At 68.8% G+C, this 15,793-nt stretch carries 15 protein-coding genes; 7 read left to right on the top strand and 8 right to left on the bottom strand.

What is annotated here, in order from left to right; translation table 11 throughout:
* Nucleotides 1–21: 21 nt before the first annotated feature.
* On the bottom strand, nt 22–1,671 hold the full coding sequence (locus tag LGM71_RS10915) for a DUF3459 domain-containing protein (RefSeq protein ID WP_124901496.1): 1,650 nt from the start codon (nt 1,669–1,671) through the stop codon (nt 22–24).
* 302 nt (nt 1,672–1,973) lie between these two features.
* Between LGM71_RS10915 and LGM71_RS10910 the strand changes: the two genes are divergently transcribed.
* A complete protein-coding gene (locus LGM71_RS10910) occupies nt 1,974–2,684 on the top strand; it encodes a class I SAM-dependent methyltransferase (protein ID WP_124901310.1) in 711 nt (236 codons plus the stop codon).
* Between the two features lie 129 nt (nt 2,685–2,813).
* On the opposite strand, the gene LGM71_RS10905 is transcribed toward LGM71_RS10910, so the two are convergent.
* Nucleotides 2,814–3,467 (bottom strand): DUF1345 domain-containing protein, encoded by a 654-nt coding sequence (locus LGM71_RS10905; RefSeq protein ID WP_059601672.1) that lies wholly within the window; start codon nt 3,465–3,467, stop codon nt 2,814–2,816.
* Nucleotides 3,468–3,603: 136 nt separating this feature from the next.
* Here LGM71_RS10905 and LGM71_RS10900 point away from each other — a divergent pair, with 136 nt between their 5' ends.
* A complete protein-coding gene (locus LGM71_RS10900; RefSeq protein WP_226114841.1) occupies nt 3,604–4,329 on the top strand; it encodes a metallophosphoesterase in 726 nt (241 codons plus the stop codon).
* 64 nt (nt 4,330–4,393) lie between these two features.
* Here LGM71_RS10900 and LGM71_RS10895 read toward each other — a convergent pair whose 3' ends face one another.
* Both LGM71_RS10895 and LGM71_RS10890 read right to left on the bottom strand, forming a co-directional pair.
* Nucleotides 4,394–5,092, bottom strand: a complete 699-nt coding sequence (locus LGM71_RS10895; RefSeq protein WP_226114840.1) for an RES family NAD+ phosphorylase — start codon at nt 5,090–5,092, stop codon at nt 4,394–4,396.
* Between the two features lie 2 nt (nt 5,093–5,094).
* A complete protein-coding gene (locus tag LGM71_RS10890) occupies nt 5,095–5,514 on the bottom strand; it encodes an MbcA/ParS/Xre antitoxin family protein (RefSeq protein WP_059601665.1) in 420 nt (139 codons plus the stop codon).
* Nucleotides 5,515–5,749: 235 nt separating this feature from the next.
* Here LGM71_RS10890 and LGM71_RS10885 point away from each other — a divergent pair, with 235 nt between their 5' ends.
* Nucleotides 5,750–6,532 (top strand): ABC transporter substrate-binding protein, encoded by a 783-nt coding sequence (locus LGM71_RS10885; RefSeq protein WP_059466532.1) that lies wholly within the window; start codon nt 5,750–5,752, stop codon nt 6,530–6,532.
* A 444-nt stretch (nt 6,533–6,976) separates the two neighbouring features.
* Here the strand turns inward: LGM71_RS10885 and LGM71_RS10880 are convergent, their stop codons facing one another.
* The 3 genes from LGM71_RS10880 to LGM71_RS10870 form a co-directional block, all read right to left on the bottom strand.
* Nucleotides 6,977–7,450, bottom strand: coding sequence for a hypothetical protein (locus tag LGM71_RS10880; protein ID WP_226114839.1), 474 nt, complete (start codon nt 7,448–7,450; stop codon nt 6,977–6,979).
* A 61-nt stretch (nt 7,451–7,511) separates the two neighbouring features.
* Entirely contained in the window at nt 7,512–8,975 is a 1,464-nt protein-coding gene (locus LGM71_RS10875; RefSeq protein ID WP_124621126.1) for a sigma-54 dependent transcriptional regulator, read from the bottom strand.
* Between the two features lie 438 nt (nt 8,976–9,413).
* Entirely contained in the window at nt 9,414–10,331 is a 918-nt protein-coding gene (locus LGM71_RS10870; RefSeq protein WP_226114838.1) for a metal-dependent hydrolase, read from the bottom strand.
* 592 nt (nt 10,332–10,923) lie between these two features.
* Here LGM71_RS10870 and LGM71_RS10865 point away from each other — a divergent pair.
* The 3 genes from LGM71_RS10865 to LGM71_RS10855 all read left to right on the top strand — a co-directional run bounded on the left by LGM71_RS10865 (nt 10,924) and on the right by LGM71_RS10855 (nt 13,688).
* The gene (locus tag LGM71_RS10865; protein WP_059601657.1) at nt 10,924–11,265 is read left to right on the top strand and encodes an FKBP-type peptidyl-prolyl cis-trans isomerase; all 342 of its coding nucleotides are present in this window, start codon (nt 10,924–10,926) and stop codon (nt 11,263–11,265) included.
* Nucleotides 11,266–11,291: 26 nt separating this feature from the next.
* A complete protein-coding gene (locus LGM71_RS10860) occupies nt 11,292–12,059 on the top strand; it encodes an AraC family transcriptional regulator (RefSeq protein ID WP_226114837.1) in 768 nt (255 codons plus the stop codon).
* A gap of 171 nt (nt 12,060–12,230) precedes the next feature.
* On the top strand, nt 12,231–13,688 hold the full coding sequence (locus tag LGM71_RS10855; protein WP_226114836.1) for an MFS transporter: 1,458 nt from the start codon (nt 12,231–12,233) through the stop codon (nt 13,686–13,688).
* Between the two features lie 93 nt (nt 13,689–13,781).
* On the opposite strand, the gene LGM71_RS10850 is transcribed toward LGM71_RS10855, so the two are convergent.
* Nucleotides 13,782–14,252 (bottom strand): winged helix-turn-helix transcriptional regulator, encoded by a 471-nt coding sequence (locus LGM71_RS10850; RefSeq protein ID WP_226114835.1) that lies wholly within the window; start codon nt 14,250–14,252, stop codon nt 13,782–13,784.
* 156 nt (nt 14,253–14,408) lie between these two features.
* On the opposite strand from LGM71_RS10850, the gene LGM71_RS10845 reads away from it, so the two are divergent.
* Complete coding sequence (locus LGM71_RS10845; protein WP_226114834.1) at nt 14,409–15,641, top strand: MFS transporter; 1,233 nt, start codon at nt 14,409–14,411, stop codon at nt 15,639–15,641.
* The last annotated feature ends 152 nt before the right edge of the window (nt 15,642–15,793 follow it).

The following is a 15,793-nucleotide window of genomic DNA, read 5'->3' as shown; positions in this document are numbered from 1 at the left end:
GCATCCGGCCGGCCGCAGGCATCATGCGCCCGGAACGGGACGCATTGCGTGCCGTGCGCTGCCGTCGATCCGGCGCACGTCGTGCGTCAGCGCGTACCGGTTGACGTCGCCCGTCAGCCACGCGACGAGCGAATACGGCGGCAACTCCCCTTCATCGACCCGGTCGCGTGCGCGTGCCGGCGTCTCGAACACGACCTGCCCGCTCGGCGCATCGAACGGCACCGCGTCGGGCGACAGGTTCAATGCGATGGTCAGCGTCTCGTCATCGGCGAGCCGCCATGATGCAAGCAGCGCATCGGCGTCCCCGTCACCGCTCGCCTTCAGCGCATGCGCGTCCTGTGGCCGGCAATCGGACAGCCGCGGCGCAATCAGCTTCGCGCGCACCGCGAGCGCCGACTGCACGAAATGCGCACGATCGACATCGCGCGCGGTTTCGTCGAAGATCAGCGGGATCTGCGGCGTGAGCAGCGATAGCGCAAGCGCCGCGAGGTCGGGAGTTTGCTCGTGGTCGCCATGCTCGCTTTCGCGCCATGCGCCGTCGGAGAGCACCAGCGACGTGAGCGACAACCCTTCGGCGCCTGGACCGTCGCCCGCCGTGGCCGGCTGGAATGCCGCGCCTGCCGCGGTCAGCGCGCGAGCAAGCGTGTGGATCGACTGGTTCGGCGAAATCCCTTCGTGCACCGACACGTCGCGCCCCGTCAGCCGATGCAGCGCGCGTTCTCCGCAACCGTTCAACTGCGCATCGAAATGCGTATCGGCCAGATGCACCGGATGACGCTCGCTGCCGAGCACGAGGTGGATCATCCGGTCGGCCGGCACGGCCGCGCGCACGCGATCGGCGATCTCCCGCAGCCACGACGTGCCGATCCGGTCGGCCTCGCGCAGCCGCAAGCCGTCGCAACGGTATTCGTCGATCCAGTACAGCGCGTTGTCGCAGAAGAAGTCGCAAACCTCCGGATGGTCGAGCGCGAGCGGCGGCACCTGCAGCGGATCGTCGCGCGTATGAAAGAACGGTGCCGCGTAATGACGCAGCGCGTCGGTGCCGCTGCCGAAGCGCGCGTAATCGAGCTCCAGCAGCACCGCGAGACCGTAGCCGTGCGCATCGTCGATCAGCGCCTTCAGTGCGTCGGGGCCGCCCTCCGCCGCGAGCGGCGCGAATGGCAGGCTGTCGTGCGGCGACGCGAGCAACTCCAGCGCGGTTACGCCGAGACGGGCAAGCTGAGGCAACCGGCGGCGCACGCCGTCGAAGCCGCCGACCGCGTGCGGACGAATCGCGTACAGCGCAATGCCCTCCCACGGACGTCCGCGCCAGAACGTGTTGTGCCACGTGAATGCGCGCGGATCGACGACCTCGCTCGGGCCGTTGAGCCCGTCGGGTTGCGAACGCGATGCGGGATCCGGAATCGACGTGACGTCGTCGAGCCGATAACGGTAACGCGCGCCCGCACCGCATTCGACGAACGCCTCGAACCAGTGCGGACCGGCCGCCGTCATCGGGACGAGCGTCGGGCCCATACCGGTATCGAGTTCGAGCTGAACATGCGTGCTGCCCGGTGCCCATACGCGGAAATGCGTGCGCGGCGACGTCCCGAGCGCGCCGCAGGGCTGCGCGCCGGACGGCAGGCAGTGAATGTAGTGCTGCGCATACGGATCGTGCGGACAATCTGACATCATGCGCTCCTCGTGCGTGCCGAGCGGCATGGCCGCGCGGTCGGCGCGGCGCATCGGGGCCCGGCATGCGACGGCCAGGCAGGGGGGAAGAAAAGTATGCGCCGGTTTCACGGCCGCGATGCATCGACTCCTCACATTTTTTAATGCGAATCGACCCCGTCAATCGTTGCGCATGTGGCGCGCCGAGTCGGGTAGTCCGCATACCGGAATGGCCGCTCGCCTTGTTGCGCGGCCGACCCGCGCTTACGCTCCGTGCGATGCGCGTGGGCACCCCGTCCGCGCCCGAACCCGAGGAATCCGCCATGTCGCTCCCCGCCAGCGCCGCGAAGTTCGATCCGGCACGCGCGCACGAATACGCCGAACAATCCCGCATCGCGCTCGCCGGCTACGACGCGTGCCACGAGCTGGCCGCGTGCATGCTCGCATCGGCGATCGGTGTGCCGCAGGCGCGGCTCCTCGTCGTGGGAGCAGGCGGCACCGGGCAGGAAATCTGCGTACCCGCGGCCCTGGAACCCGGCTGGCAGTTCACGGCCGTCGATCCGTCCGCGCCGATGCTCGCGCTCGCGCGTGCCAACGTCGAAGCGGCGGGGTTCGCCGCACGCACGCAATTCGTCGAGGCCGGCGTCGATGCGCTGCCCGATGCGCCGGCCTTCGACGGCGCGACGCTGATCGGCGTGCTGCATCACGTCCCCGGCGACGCGGCGAAGGCCGCGCTGCTGGATGCGATCGCGCGCCGCCTGAAGCCCGGCGCACCGCTCGTGATCGCGGGCAACTATCGCCGCTATGCGGACCACCCTCGCCTGCTCGACGCGTGGCAACAGCGCTGGCGGATGAAGGGCGCGACGCCCGACGCCGTGCGTGCGCAGCTGGCGAAAATCCTGCAGGGCGCCGATCCGCCGGCTGCCGAGGAAGCCGTGTTCGCGTTGCTGCACGATGCGGGCTTCGATGCGCCGCTGCGCTTTTTCTCGAGCCTGTTCTGGGGGGCGTGGATCGCGATGCGGCGCGGCGCGTGACCACGAGAAACGGCACGAGGCGGCACGCACACGGCAATCGCGTGCTTTCTCGAAGCGATCCTCGCGCGGCCCGCCGACCGCCGCACGCTCGAGCGTGGCAGTGCGTACGAACGGCTCAAGTCACCCGCGTCAGCTCAACAACCCTGCCGCGACGTTGATCGACAGCCCGAGCACGGCCATGTTGAAGTAGAACGACAGGATGGACTGCGCGAGCACCGCGCGCCGAGCGGAACGGTTCGCGAGCGACACGTCGGCCGTCTGCGACGCGACCGCGAGCGTAAACGCGAAATACAGGAAATCCCAGTAATCGGGCTCGGGGTTACGGTCGGGGAACCGCAGCGCGCGATCGCCGCTCGGCGAGCCGTAATAGAGCCGAGCATAGTGCAGCGTGAAGATCGTCGGAATCAGGAACCATGCGCCGAACAGCGTCGCGCCCGTGACCGCGTAATGGCCGAGCCCGGCGCGAAAGCCCACGTTCTTCGCGGTCGCGAGTTCGATCGCGATCGCGGCGACGCTCGCGACCGTCGCGATGCAGATGACCGTCAGCACGGTCGTCGCGCTCTCGTCCTCGCGGATCGCGATCTCGCGCACCTGGTGATGATGCGCGGTGACCATGCGCACCCACATCAGCACGAGATACAGCCAGATCGTGCAATCCCAGCCGATCAGCGCGCGCGCGGTCGGCCTCAACTGCCACGGCAGCAGCACCGCGCACAGCACGCCGGCGGCGAAGGCGGCGACCATGCGCGGCCGATTGCGTAACACCTGCGGATAAAGCGTCATCGTACGATTCCGAAAGCGGATGGAAAGGGTTCAGCCGGCGTGCGAACGGCCCGCTGCGCCGTGCCGGGCGGTACCGCCCCGATTATCGCCATTCCTGCATGACGTTGCGATGGGCGTGAGCGCCTAAGATATCGGGATGACTCCCGTCCTCTGCCATCATCCCGCGAACGCGGCCGGCCGCGACTTCGTCGTCGGCGATCTGCACGGTTGCGTGGATGTGCTGCGCGCGCTGCTGCACGACATCGGCTTCGACCCGGCTCGCGACCGGCTGTTCTCGGTCGGCGATCTCGTCGATCGCGGCCCCGCGTCCGAAACCGCGCTCGAGCTGCTCGATCGCCCGTGGTGCCACGTGGTGCGCGGCAATCACGAAGAAGTGCTGAGCCTCGTATCGCGCGGCAAGCTGTCGCCCGATGCGTGGCGCGGAATCGGCGGCGACTGGGGCGCCGATCTTCCGCCGGAACGGCTGCACGCGCATGCGGCACGCGTCGACGCGCTGCCGCTCGTGCGCGTGATCGGCGACGGCCCCGTGCGCTTCAACGTGCTGCATGCGGAATTCTTCGGTTCGGACGCCGAACTCGACACGGGCAGCTATTCGCCCGACGTGCGCGAGCGGCTGATCTGGGGGCGCGACCTGGTGCAGGGGCTCGCCGACCCGGCCCGGCAGGCCGGCCTGTCGCTGACCTGCACCGGCCACACGCCCGTGCGCGCGCCGCAGCGCATCGGCGCGCAATGGTTCATCGACACCGGCGCGTTCGCACCGTCCGGACGCCTGACGATCGTCGAGCCGTGCACGGGCGAGACGTGGTCGCTCACCCAGGCCGACGCGCGCGCACGTCATGCGGGCGACCTGCCGCTGCCTTAAGGCCTGATCACGCCAATGACGGGGCTTGGGGCCGGCAGCGTTCATGGCATGCCCGACGCGCTGGCTAGCCGACCTGGTTCAGTTCGAACACCGCATCGATCGCGGAACCGTTCCAGTTGTATTCGAGATACGCCGCGTGATGGCAGTCGCGCAGCAACGTCGTGCGGAACGCCGCGAGACACTCGCCGCGCGGATCGCGCACCGACGGATAGACGATCCCCGCGCCGCCCGCATTGCGCACCGTGCGACCGAGCGCCTGCCCGGCGCTGTAGTCGAGCGGATCGAGCAGCCCCGGGCTGCGCTGCGGCCACGTGCGCACGTCGGCGACGTCGCCCTGCGCGTACACCGTGTACAGCCGCATCTGCTGGCGCATCGGCGCCTCCTTCGTCGCGGCCAGGAACAGCCCGCTGTGATAGCGCGTCTCGGCGATCGCCGTATCGCGCGACCGTCCGCAGTAGAACACGCCGTAGCTGCCGTCGGAAAAGCGGCTGCCCTGCGGATTCAGGTGCGTGAACGCGGCCATGATCGGCCCCCAACCCGGGCCGTAGCGACGCTCGGCCGGCGGCACGAGGTCGAGCGTGCCGACTTCGTTGCGGATGCGGTCGTTGGTCAGCGATTCCAGCGCATAGAGCGCGTCGAAATCCTCGGCGGCCGCCACGCGGTCGAACAGGTTGATGGCCGGAAAACGGGTGGGAATCACGCGATAGGCAGGTGCCCAGTCGACGACGGTCGTGGGCCAGTGTTGTACTTCTTCAATCGGCATCGTCACGCCCAGCCACCCCGCATCGCGTCGAGATATTGACGGACGGCAACCAGGTCGCCGACGTTGCCGGCGAGCATGCGGTCGAGCGCGCGCTTGCCGCCGAACGGTGCGGCGTCGTTGGGCCGCTTGACCCAGGTGTCCGCCGCGGCCGGCTGCGGCAGCAGGATCTGCAGCGCCTTGTAGATGCCGAGCAGCAGCGATAGCCGCTCGAGCGTATCGCGCGGCAGGCGGGCCGATTCAGGCGCGGCCTTCCACTTGAAGAACGTCGAGCGGCCGGGCGACCCGAGTAGCACGATCTGTTCGTCGATCGTCAGCTCCCAGTCGCGCGCGATGTTGAAGAACGCACGCAGGCCGGCCGCCGACATCCGCGCGACCGAGGCCTGCCGCGGGGCGGAATGCGAATCGAAAGCGGGCTGTGACATGATCGTTAGTCTCGAAACGAATTTACTAACAAGATTAGTCCATTTTCGCATTTTTGCAAGGGTCGCCCCCCCAAGGCGTCGGCATTCCGTCCGAAGGATCGATATTTTTTGTCCATTCTGGACTGTTATTTTATTTTCTGCGTTAATGAGCGTGCGGACAGCGCACCGGGACGCGGCGCGTCCCCCGCAGCAACCGTGTCGCCCAGAACCGGATAGACCACGCCAAGGAACCACCATGAAGAGACTGATTGCCGCCGTTTCGATCGCCCTGCTCGCGGTATCGGCAGGCCCCGCCGTCGCGAAGGACTGGACCACGCTGCGCTTCGGCACCGATGCCAGCTACGCGCCGTTCGAATCGAAGGCGCCCGACGGCAAGCTCGTCGGCTTCGACATCGACCTCGGCAACGAGATCTGCGCACGGCTGAAGGCGAAGTGCGTGTGGCTCGAGAACGATTTCGACGGGATGATCCCGGCGCTGAAGGCGAAGAAGTTCGACGCGGTGCTGTCGTCGATGTCGATCACGCCGCAGCGCGCGGAACAGATCGGCTTCACGACGAAGATCTACAACCAGCCGACGCGGCTCGTCGTGAAGAAGGGTTCGCCGCTGCTGCCGACGGCCGAATCGCTGAAGGGCAAGTCGATCGGCGTCGAACAGGGCACGACCCAGGAAGCGTATGCGAAGGCGTACTGGGCGAAGCAGGGTGCGAACGTCGTGTCGTACCAGAACCAGGACGGCGTGTATGCGGACCTGACGTCGGGCCGCCTCGACGCCGCACTGCAGGACGAGGTGCAGGCCGCGATCGGGTTCCTGAAGTCGCCGCGCGGCGCGGGCTACCAGTTCGTCGGGCCCGAACTCGTCGACGAGAAGGTGCTCGGCATCGGCGCCGGCATCGGGCTGCGCAAGGAAGACACCGACCTGAAGGCGAAGATCGATCGCGCGATCCTCGACATGGTCAAGGACGGCACGTACAAGCGGCTCGCGTCGAAGTACTTCGACTTCGACATCTACGGCGGCTGAAGCGGCGCCGCGCGCGGACGGGTGCGATACCCGTCGCGCGCGGTCTGACCGCCCCTCCCCTGCTCGCCGGACGGCGACGCCTCCCTGACGTTCGCCGTCGCGCCGGTTCATCGTCCGTATCGCGCATCCGGACGCCGCACGTCATTCGCATTGCAAACGGATCACCTGCTCTGGCGACAGCAGGCGCTCGACGCCGTCAATAAGCGAAGATCGGGCGCCGGGGAACCGGTGCCCGCGTGCACATCCCCATGCGGATCGGGTTGGCGAGCGAGAAAGCGCCGGCCCGGCGCGGATGACCGGGTATCAGCCGGATCCGCCTCGCACCGGGCGCGGAGAGGTGGCCTGTCGACGCATGCCGGCCGGCAGCAAGATGCGCGGTCGACCGGCGATGGGTCGAATCACTGCGATCGCGGCCTGCCGGCCGCTGCGTGTGGCGATCGTTCGTCATTTTTCTACCCCGTATTCGATCCGTAGCTTGTACCGGCAACCGGACACAGCCGGCGCCCCGACGATCCGTCGATAACGGCCCATGCCGTTCGGAGCAGGGCTATGCTGCCCGTCCGTCCGGTCATCCCCGTGGACTGCGTCCTTGCCGGTCCTCGCATGATTCGCTGCCGGACCGGCCGGACGCCACGTCATCGACTTTCGCACCTCAAACTCCGCAAGGAGCGGGCCAGCTTCGTTCCGGGCCGGCCGCACAAGGCTTTCATCGGACAAGCCCGCGACCGGAACGGGCGGGAAAGGCAGGACGTTGCGAAACTGAAACATGCGGGGCGCGGGCGGGCGCGCCCGTGTGGCGGCGATGCCTTGCCGGACAAGGCGCACGGACGATCCGGAATATTTTCCCGGCACGGGCGGCACGCCGCCGCGCACGTTTGCCGGGTCGATCCGGGTGGCCGCCGGCACGAAACGTTTCACGCTCTTTACATGGCGCCGGACGCCCGCGCACGGGACGGCCGTGGACGCTTCCCGCCGTCGTTCAGCCGACTCGCTGATGGTCGGCGTCGTCGGGCGGCACGCCGTCCTTTCCGCCGTTGTTGTCGTGGTCGTTGAGCCCGTGCTCGATCATCATCCGGTAAAGCGTGACGCGCGAGATGCCGAGTTCGGCGGCGGCCTTGTTGATCCGGTGATCGTTGCGCAGCAGCGCGTTTTCGATCGCGGTGCGCTCGGCGAGCGAACGCGCCTGCTCGAGCGTCACGGGCTCCGTTTCGCCCGGGACCTCGAGCCCGAGGTCGTGCGGCGTCAGCAGCCGGCTCTCGGCCATCACGATCGCGCGGCGCACCCGGTTGATCAACTCGCGCACGTTGCCGGGCCACTCGTAGCGGCGCATCGCGTCGAGCGCGGCCGAGGTGAAGCCGCTGATCTTGCGGCCGCTGTCGGCCTTGTATTTCTGCAGCACGTAATGCGCGAGGATGTCGATGTCCTTGCCGCGCGCACGCAGCGGCGGCTCGTGAATGCGCAGCACGCAGAGCCGGTGATAGAGGTCCGCGCGAAAGCGTCCGGCTTCGACCGCGCCGTCGAGATCCACGTGCGTCGCCGAGATGATCCGCACGTCGACCGGAATCGACTCCTGGCCGCCGAGCCGCTCGATCTTCCCTTCCTGCAGGAAGCGCAGCAGGCTCGCCTGGCTTTCGATCGGCATGTCGCCGATTTCGTCGAGAAACAGCGTGCCGCCGTTCGCGGATTCGATCCGGCCTGCGCGCCGCTGGTTCGCCCCGGTGAATGCGCCGCGCTCGTAGCCGAACAGTTCCGACTGCAGCAGGTGATGCGGAATCGCGCCGCAGTTGATCGCGACGAACGGCCCCTTGCCACGCACCGAGCGCTCGTGGATCGCGAGCGCCGTCAGCTCCTTGCCGGTACCCGACTCGCCGGAGATGAACACGCTCGCGTCGGTCTTCGCGACCTTGCGGATCGTGCTGAACAGCTGCTGCATCGCTTCGCAGTTGCCGATCATCCCGTGCTCGCCGATCGACGCCGCGTACGCCGCGCCGTCGACGCGATCGAGCGCGGCCATCCCGCGCGCATGGCCGAGCACGTGCGAAATCCATTCGTACGGCAACGGCAGCGTCACGTAATCGAAACAATAGCTGCGGATGAGTTCGCGCACGGCAACGCCGATCGTGACACCGGCCTGCGCGACGGAAATCCAGCCGATCGCCGGCTGGCTCAGGCACGCTTTCAGCGCGGGATAGTCGCGCGACGTGAAGCCCGAGAAATCGACGAGCCCGGCTGCGACATTCACGCCGGACGTCATGTTCTGCGCGGCGCCGGCCGTCTTCGCGACCGAGATGTCCCAGCCGAACTCCCGCAGTTGCGCCAGCAACGGCTCGTCCGGCGAACGCATGATGACGAACAGCTTGCGCCCAGCCTCAGGAGCGGTAACGGACACGGGCGGCATCTCGGACGCCGCCGTCCCGCTTGCGTCGGGTGACCTTGCAACCATCGTTGTTCCCCGCTTGGCGTTGGTATCGTGCGCCGGCTCGCCGCCGCATCCGAAGGACCTCGATCGAACCGACATATTGGCCGCATTTCCGTCCGAATAAAATCCCCCCGGGCAATAATCGCGCGCCGGGCGGATCCTTTCATGAACGGTATATCGGCGCCGCCGGTGCGCGGCTAGATGGGTGATATCCCGGTGGCGAGGCGGGTGCGGAAACATGGCCGTACGGATATCGGGCGCGCGAAGCCGCGCCGGTGCGGGCGCGCCGGTACGACACGCGACGCCGGGCATGTGGAATCGGCCCGGCGGCAAACGCCGGCGCGGCCCCGGCGGCGGTACCGGCACGCGCTCGCGCAACCGTTTTCCGCTTGACGCCGGTCAATCGTCAGAAGAAGTGGGGATGATGCACGAACGCAACACGTGCCGCGCGGCGTGGCGGCGTCAGCGCCCCGATGCGAGCGGCGCGAGTGCGTGAGCGCGGCCGCGTCCGGCCGACGCGCCGTCGTGTTCTCCGTAGGCGGCGGCGAGCGTGTCGACGCGCGCGAGGTGGTGGCGATTGTCGTGGTCCCACGGATGGAAGCCGGGCCGGAAAAAGCTCAGCCATTCACCCGCGATGCGCGGGAACAGCCCGCGGCGCGGCCCGTACAGGAATGCAATCATGCGCAGCATGCCGCGCACACGATGCCTGATGTCGCGATCGCGCGACAGCAGCGTCACGTGCATCAGGAACACCGTCGGCCAGAACGTCAGCGTCGTCACCAAGTACACGCCGACGCGGATCAGGTAGCGGCGCAGGCCCGGTTTCATCACGGCGTTCCACACGTCGTAGGACACGGCCTTGTGCTCGGTTTCCTCGAGCGCATGCCACAGCCACATCTGCCGGTAGCCTTCGACCGAGCCGTCCAGGCGCGTCGGGTCGCACAGGAGCCAGTCCGCGAGCATCGCCGTGTAGTGTTCGGCGGCGACCGTGTGCGCGAGCTGCACCGAATGCGGCAGCGTGCGCTTCATGAAGCCGAGCACCGTCCATACTCGCTTGTCGAGCTTGCGCGCGGGCAGGCGGTTGGCCTGCATCAGCTCGTTGTATTCGACATGCTCGCGCGTATGCATCGCCTCCTGGCCGATGAAGCCGAGCACCTGCCGCTTGAGCACCGGGTCGTCGATCCGGTCGCGATAATTGCGCACCGAATCCATGAAAAAGCGTTCGCCGGCCGGAAACAGCAGCGACAGCGCGTTGAAGAAGTGGGTCACGTGCGGGCCGAGCCCATGCCAGTCCTTCGCGCGCTCGACCGGCAGGTCGAAGCGCAGGTCGCGGCGCACTGGCATCACCTCGGCTGCAATGGCTGAAGCGGCTGACTTCATGTTCGTCGTTCTCCTGGTTTTCGGGTGGCCCGCCAGCCGTCGCGGCCTTGTCGGCGCGGGCCCGGGCAGCGCATCGCGCAACGCCGAAATCTTGACATCGATAACTGTAAAGATAGGCGCCGGCCGGCGCCGCGCGCAAGCCGCGCGGTAGACGCGCGCTTCCAAACAGCGCACGGTCGGCAGCGCGGAAAAAACGAGGTTCGAGCGGCATTCGGCCGCGCCGGGATTCGAACGCGCACGCCGGTACGCGACCGGCAGCCAGACGGCGCACGCACGCGCCGAAACCGGCACACACACCCCGCGCGACGGGCGTTTCGCGGGATCACGCGGCGCCGCCCGACGTGACGCCGAGCAGCCAGGTGGCACCGATTCATACGCGCGCCCCGTTCGCGCGGCGCAACCCCGTCGATCCGGTTCGCGAAAAATTCAAACGCGCGTTCCATTCGCGTTCCATTCGCGTTTCAGGCGGAATGCAAGACCACCACCGCGGCCGGCGCGCGATCGGCATGCCGCGGGGCGCTTGTCGCGTAAGGCGGCCCCCTGCCCGCTCGCCTACAATAGCGGTTTTACCCAACCCCTTTCAGGAGAAGTCATGTCTGTCACCACGACCGCATCGGGCCTCAAAATCGAAGACCTGACCGAAGGCAGCGGCGCGGAAGCGCAAGCCGGCCAGACCGTCAGCGTCCACTACACGGGCTGGCTGACCGACGGTCAGAAATTCGATTCGAGCAAGGATCGCAACGACCCGTTCGCGTTCGTGCTCGGCGGCGGCATGGTCATCAAGGGCTGGGACGAAGGCGTGCAGGGCATGAAGGTCGGCGGCGTGCGTCGCCTGACGATCCCGCCGCAACTCGGCTACGGCCCGCGCGGCGCAGGCGGCGTGATCCCCCCGAACGCGACGCTCGTGTTCGAAGTCGAACTGCTCGCCGTCTGACGACGCCGTCGGCCGACGTCCTTCCGATGGAACGCATCCCGTCTCCCGCCATCGCGCTGCGCCGTTACGACACGTGCGAAGCGTCCGACGTGCACGACTTTCATCAGGTCGTGATCGGCGTCGACGGCGCGATGGTGATGGCGGTGGACGGCGTCGGCCAGCGCATCGACCGGCACGCGGCGTGGCTGATTCCGGCCGGCGCGCGCCACGATTACTCGGGCCTCGGCGAGAATCGCCAGCTCGTGCTCGACTTGCCCGCCGCGTCGCTCGCGGTGCCCCAGCGGCTGTTCGACAGCGCGCGTGCCGTGTCGATCGACCCGGCGCTCACGTCGCTCGTCGCGCAGGTCGCGGCGGCGGCCGCGCAATTCGACGGGACAGCCGGCGACACGCAGCGCGCGCATCGCTTCCAGTGGCAGGCCGCCGCGCGTCTGTGCGACGCGCTGCTCGACAATGCCGGCCTCGCCGCGCCCGCGGCGGGCCTGGATTTCGCGCGCATCGACCGCTGGCTGCGCGCGCGGCTCGCGGAACCACTGCGCATCGCCGATCTCGCCGCGCACTGTGGTTACGGAATGCGCCGCTTTCATCAACTGTTCGTCGACGCGTTCGGCGAAACCCCGCATCGCTACCTGCAGCGGCTGCGGCTCGACGCCGCCGTCGTGCTGCTGGCGGACGGCCGCCATCCGCTCGTCGACATCGCCGGCATGGTCGGCTTCGCCGACCAGAGCACCTTCACGCACGCTTTCAAGAAGCGCTTCGGCGTCGCACCGGGGCGCTGGCGCGGCGAGCGGCACTGAGCGCTCGCGCGCGTCGCCCGGCGTGCCGGAAAGCCGTGTCACGGCTCGCTTAGCCTCACGGCCTCCGTTCCCCTGTCGCGCGGCGGTCGGCAAGCCGGCCACATCGCGACGGTATCGACGCTTCACGCCTCCCTGAAACGTCGCCCGCCCGTCGCGTCCTACGATGGGCGCATGGATACGACCACGCGCTCCCCCGCCTTTCCGCCCGGGCTCGCCCGCATCGTCGCGACCGTCAGCATCGGCTTCGTCGTCACGCAACTCGACGTAACGATCGTCAACATCGCGCTCGCGCATCTGGCCGGCGATCTGCATATGCCGGTCGCCGGCCTGCAGTGGGTCGTCGATGCGTATACGCTCGCGTTCGCGGTGCTGATGCTGTCGGGCGGCGCGCTTGGCGACCGCTTCGGCGCACGCCGCATGTACGTCGTCGGCCTCGTGCTGTTCGCACTCGCGTCGCTTGCGTGCGGCGCCGCCATCGCGCCCGCGATGCTGATCGCGGCCCGCGCGCTGCAAGGCGTCGGTGCCGCGGCGATGCTGCCGAATTCGCTCGCACTGCTCAACGATGCGTGCCGGCATGATCCGCCTCTGCGCGCCCGTGCCGTCGGCTGGTGGACTGCCGCGGGCTCGATCTCGATCGCGGCCGGCCCGGTCGTGGGCGGCCTGCTGATCTCAGCATGGGGCTGGCGCGGCATCTTTCTCGTAAACCTGCCGCTGTGTGCGGCGGGGCTGGCGGCCACGTTCGCATGGGTGCCCGCGCGTCACATCGGCGCTGCATCGAAGCAACCGGCGACGCCCGTGCGCACCGCGCGGGCACTCGACCTGCGCGGTCAGTTCATCGCGATCGCGATGCTGACCGCGCTGACCGCCGCCGTGATCGAATGGCAACCGCTCGGCTTCACGCATCCGGTCGTCGCCGGCGGCTTCGCGCTCGCGGCGCTGGCCGGGCTCGCGTTCGTCGCGGTCGAGTCGCACACCGCGATGCCGATGCTGCCGCTGTCGCTGTTCCGCCGCCGCACGTTCAGCGCGGCTGTCCTGTTCGGAATCTGCGTGAACCTCACGTACTACGGCACCGTGTTCGTGCTTGCGCTGTACCTGCAGCGCGTGCGCGGCGAATCGGCGTGGCAGGCGGGGCTCGCGTTCCTGCCGCTCACGGGCGGCTTCCTGCTGGCGAACCTCGCGAGCGGCCGCGCGGTCGCGCGTCACGGCCCGCGCGCGCCGATGCTCGCGGGCGCGCTGGTTGCCGCGCTCGGCTACGGCGCGCTGCATTTCATCGATGCGTCGACGCCGCTGCCGCTGCTGCTCGTGCCGTTCCTGCTGATTCCGGCCGGCATGGGCTTCGCGGTGCCGGCGATGACGACGGCCGTGCTCGCGTCGGTCGAGCATGAGTGCGCGGGTATCGCATCGGCGGTGCTGAACACCGCACGACAGACCGGCGGCGCGATGGGCGTCGCCGCGTTCGGCGCGGTCGCGGGCAACGGCGCCGCGTGGCAGACCGTCGAGGGCCTGCATGTCGAAACCGGTGTGTCGGCCGGGCTGCTGGTCGCGGCCGCGCTGCTCGCGACGCTGGTCAGGCCGGACGCGCATCGCGGTGCATCCGGTGCGCGTCGCGCGGCGTCGGCAGCCGATTGAACGGTGCGGTCGGCCGTCATCGGGCGCGTGACCGGTGCGTCGACGCCGCGAAGCGGACACGATCGGTTCTTGCGTCCCGTGGCGAACGAACACTCACGCCCGCGTCCCGCCCCCCTCGTCGCCCACCTTCCGCACGACCGTCTCCGCCGCCTTCAGCGGCCGGCCGTCGTCGTGCCGAAGCGCGAGCTTGCGGATCGCCCGGCCCGTCTTGCGCTCGACCAGCACCGAATGCAGCTCGCCGCGCTCGAACAGGTTTGCCTCGCCCCACTGCCGCAACATCACGATCACTGGAAACAGCCCCTCGCCCTTCTTCGTCAACGCGTACTCCTGATATGCGCTGCCGTCCGACGCGGGCACGACTTCGAATACGCCTGCGTCCACCAGCATCCTGAGCCGGTCCGACAGGATGTTGCTCGCGACGCCGAGGCTCGCGCGGAAATCGCCGAACCGGCGCACGCCGTCGAACGCATCGCGCACGATCAGCAATGCCCAGCGATCGCCGACGATATCGGTCGCCCGTGCCACCGGGCACGGCGAATCCGCGAGACTTTTCTGCCTGGCCATATTGCTCTCCGCTGTCGCGCCGGCACCTTCGCGGGCCGCCGGCTGTCCGTGCGCGGGCCCATCGCCCGCCGTCACACAGGTTGCATTTTAAAACCACTTTTCCTACACTCACACTAGTTTCAAATTGCAACCACTTGAGTGAGCGTGAGACACCCCATGGAATCACCCAGTTCAGGAACGGTCGCGTCGAACGCGACGTCGCGCACCGCTCGTCCGATCGCCGTCTCGCGGGTGTCGACGGCGCGCGTCGTGCTGCTCGCCGTCTGCTGCGCGGCGAGCGTCGCGAACGTGTACTACGCACAGCCGCTGCTCGACTCGATCGCACATGACTTCGGCGTATCGCAGGCAGCGGTCGGCGGCGTCATCACCGCGACGCAACTCGGCTGCGCGCTCGCGCTGCTGTTCGTCGTGCCGCTCGGCGACCTGCTGAACCGCAAACGCCTGATCACCGTTCAACTTCTGCTGCTGACGGCGGCATGCATCGGCGTGGCCGCCTCGCCGACGCGCATCGCATTGCTGGCCGGCATGGTCGCGGTCGGGCTGCTCGGCACCGCGATGACGCAAGGGCTGATCGCCTGCTCGGCCGCGCTTGCAGGCGCCGGCGAGCGCGGCCGCGTGGTCGGCGCGGCGCAGGGCGGCGTCGTGATCGGCCTGCTCGCCGCGCGCGCGCTCGCGGGCGTCGTCACGGATGTCGCCGGCTGGCGTGCGGTTTATCTGGTGTCGGGCGCGCTCGCGATCGCGATGCTGGTCGCGCTGGCGCGGCTGTTGCCCGATGCGGACGCGCCGCGCGCGCGCATCGGCTACGCGGCGCTGCTCGGTTCGATGGTCACGCTGCTGCGCGACGAGCGCGTGCTGCGTGTGCGCGGGGCGATCGCACTGCTGCTGTTCGCGGCGTTCAGCATCTTCTGGAGCGCGCTCGTGCTGCCGCTGAGCGCACCGCCGCATGCGATGTCGCATACGCAGATCGGCGCATTCGGTCTGGTCGGCGCGCTGGGTGCGGCAGCCGCCGCGCGCGCCGGCCGGCTTGCGGATCGCGGCCTTGGCGAAGCCGCGACCGGCACCGCGCTCGCACTGCTCGCGCTCTCGTGGCTGCCGCTCGCGTTCGCCGGTACGTCGATCGCGCTGCTGGTCGTCGGCATCGTGCTGCTCGACGTCGGTGGGCAGGCCGTCCACGTCGTGAACCAGAGCATGATCCTCGGCGCGCGGCCCGATGCGCACGCGCGCCTTGTCGGGTGCTACATGCTGTTCTATTCAGTCGGCAGCGGGCTCGGCGCGATTGCGTCGACGATGATGTATGCGCACGCCGGATGGATCGGCGTCTGCGGGCTCGGGGCGGCGGTCAGCGTGGGTGCATTCGCCGTATGGGCCGTGACGCTCCGGCGTGCATGACGCGTGTCGAAGTGTCGAACACCGAGCGCGAACCGCGGCCTGCCTCGCACGGAACGAAAAAAAACCGGCTCGCCCGGATCGAGCGGCCGGCATGCGGACCGGACGCATGCGCGTGCGCCGGCCCGACCGTCGCGGCGGCGTGCCGCGTTCGC

Origin of the sequence: Burkholderia sp. AU33545 (genome assembly GCF_020419685.1) — a bacterium.
GTDB classification, from domain to species: Bacteria; Pseudomonadota; Gammaproteobacteria; order Burkholderiales; family Burkholderiaceae; genus Burkholderia; species Burkholderia diffusa.
This window is presented reverse-complemented; position numbering and strand designations above follow the sequence as displayed.

What these genes read in the sequence shown, in the direction of transcription:
- LGM71_RS10915 (WP_124901496.1), bottom strand. Translation starts at nt 1,671, where the DNA reads ATGTCAGATTGTCCGCACGATCCGTATGCGCAGCACTACATTCACTGC.
- LGM71_RS10910 (WP_124901310.1), top strand. Translation starts at nt 1,974, where the DNA reads ATGTCGCTCCCCGCCAGCGCCGCGAAGTTCGATCCGGCACGCGCGCAC.
- LGM71_RS10905 (WP_059601672.1), bottom strand. Translation starts at nt 3,467, where the DNA reads ATGACGCTTTATCCGCAGGTGTTACGCAATCGGCCGCGCATGGTCGCC.
- LGM71_RS10900 (WP_226114841.1), top strand. Translation starts at nt 3,604, where the DNA reads ATGACTCCCGTCCTCTGCCATCATCCCGCGAACGCGGCCGGCCGCGAC.
- LGM71_RS10895 (WP_226114840.1), bottom strand. Translation starts at nt 5,092, where the DNA reads ATGCCGATTGAAGAAGTACAACACTGGCCCACGACCGTCGTCGACTGG.
- LGM71_RS10890 (WP_059601665.1), bottom strand. Translation starts at nt 5,514, where the DNA reads ATGTCACAGCCCGCTTTCGATTCGCATTCCGCCCCGCGGCAGGCCTCG.
- LGM71_RS10885 (WP_059466532.1), top strand. Translation starts at nt 5,750, where the DNA reads ATGAAGAGACTGATTGCCGCCGTTTCGATCGCCCTGCTCGCGGTATCG.
- LGM71_RS10875 (WP_124621126.1), bottom strand. Translation starts at nt 8,975, where the DNA reads ATGGTTGCAAGGTCACCCGACGCAAGCGGGACGGCGGCGTCCGAGATG.
- LGM71_RS10870 (WP_226114838.1), bottom strand. Translation starts at nt 10,331, where the DNA reads ATGAAGTCAGCCGCTTCAGCCATTGCAGCCGAGGTGATGCCAGTGCGC.
- LGM71_RS10865 (WP_059601657.1), top strand. Translation starts at nt 10,924, where the DNA reads ATGTCTGTCACCACGACCGCATCGGGCCTCAAAATCGAAGACCTGACC.
- LGM71_RS10860 (WP_226114837.1), top strand. Translation starts at nt 11,292, where the DNA reads ATGGAACGCATCCCGTCTCCCGCCATCGCGCTGCGCCGTTACGACACG.
- LGM71_RS10855 (WP_226114836.1), top strand. Translation starts at nt 12,231, where the DNA reads ATGGATACGACCACGCGCTCCCCCGCCTTTCCGCCCGGGCTCGCCCGC.
- LGM71_RS10850 (WP_226114835.1), bottom strand. Translation starts at nt 14,252, where the DNA reads ATGGCCAGGCAGAAAAGTCTCGCGGATTCGCCGTGCCCGGTGGCACGG.
- LGM71_RS10845 (WP_226114834.1), top strand. Translation starts at nt 14,409, where the DNA reads ATGGAATCACCCAGTTCAGGAACGGTCGCGTCGAACGCGACGTCGCGC.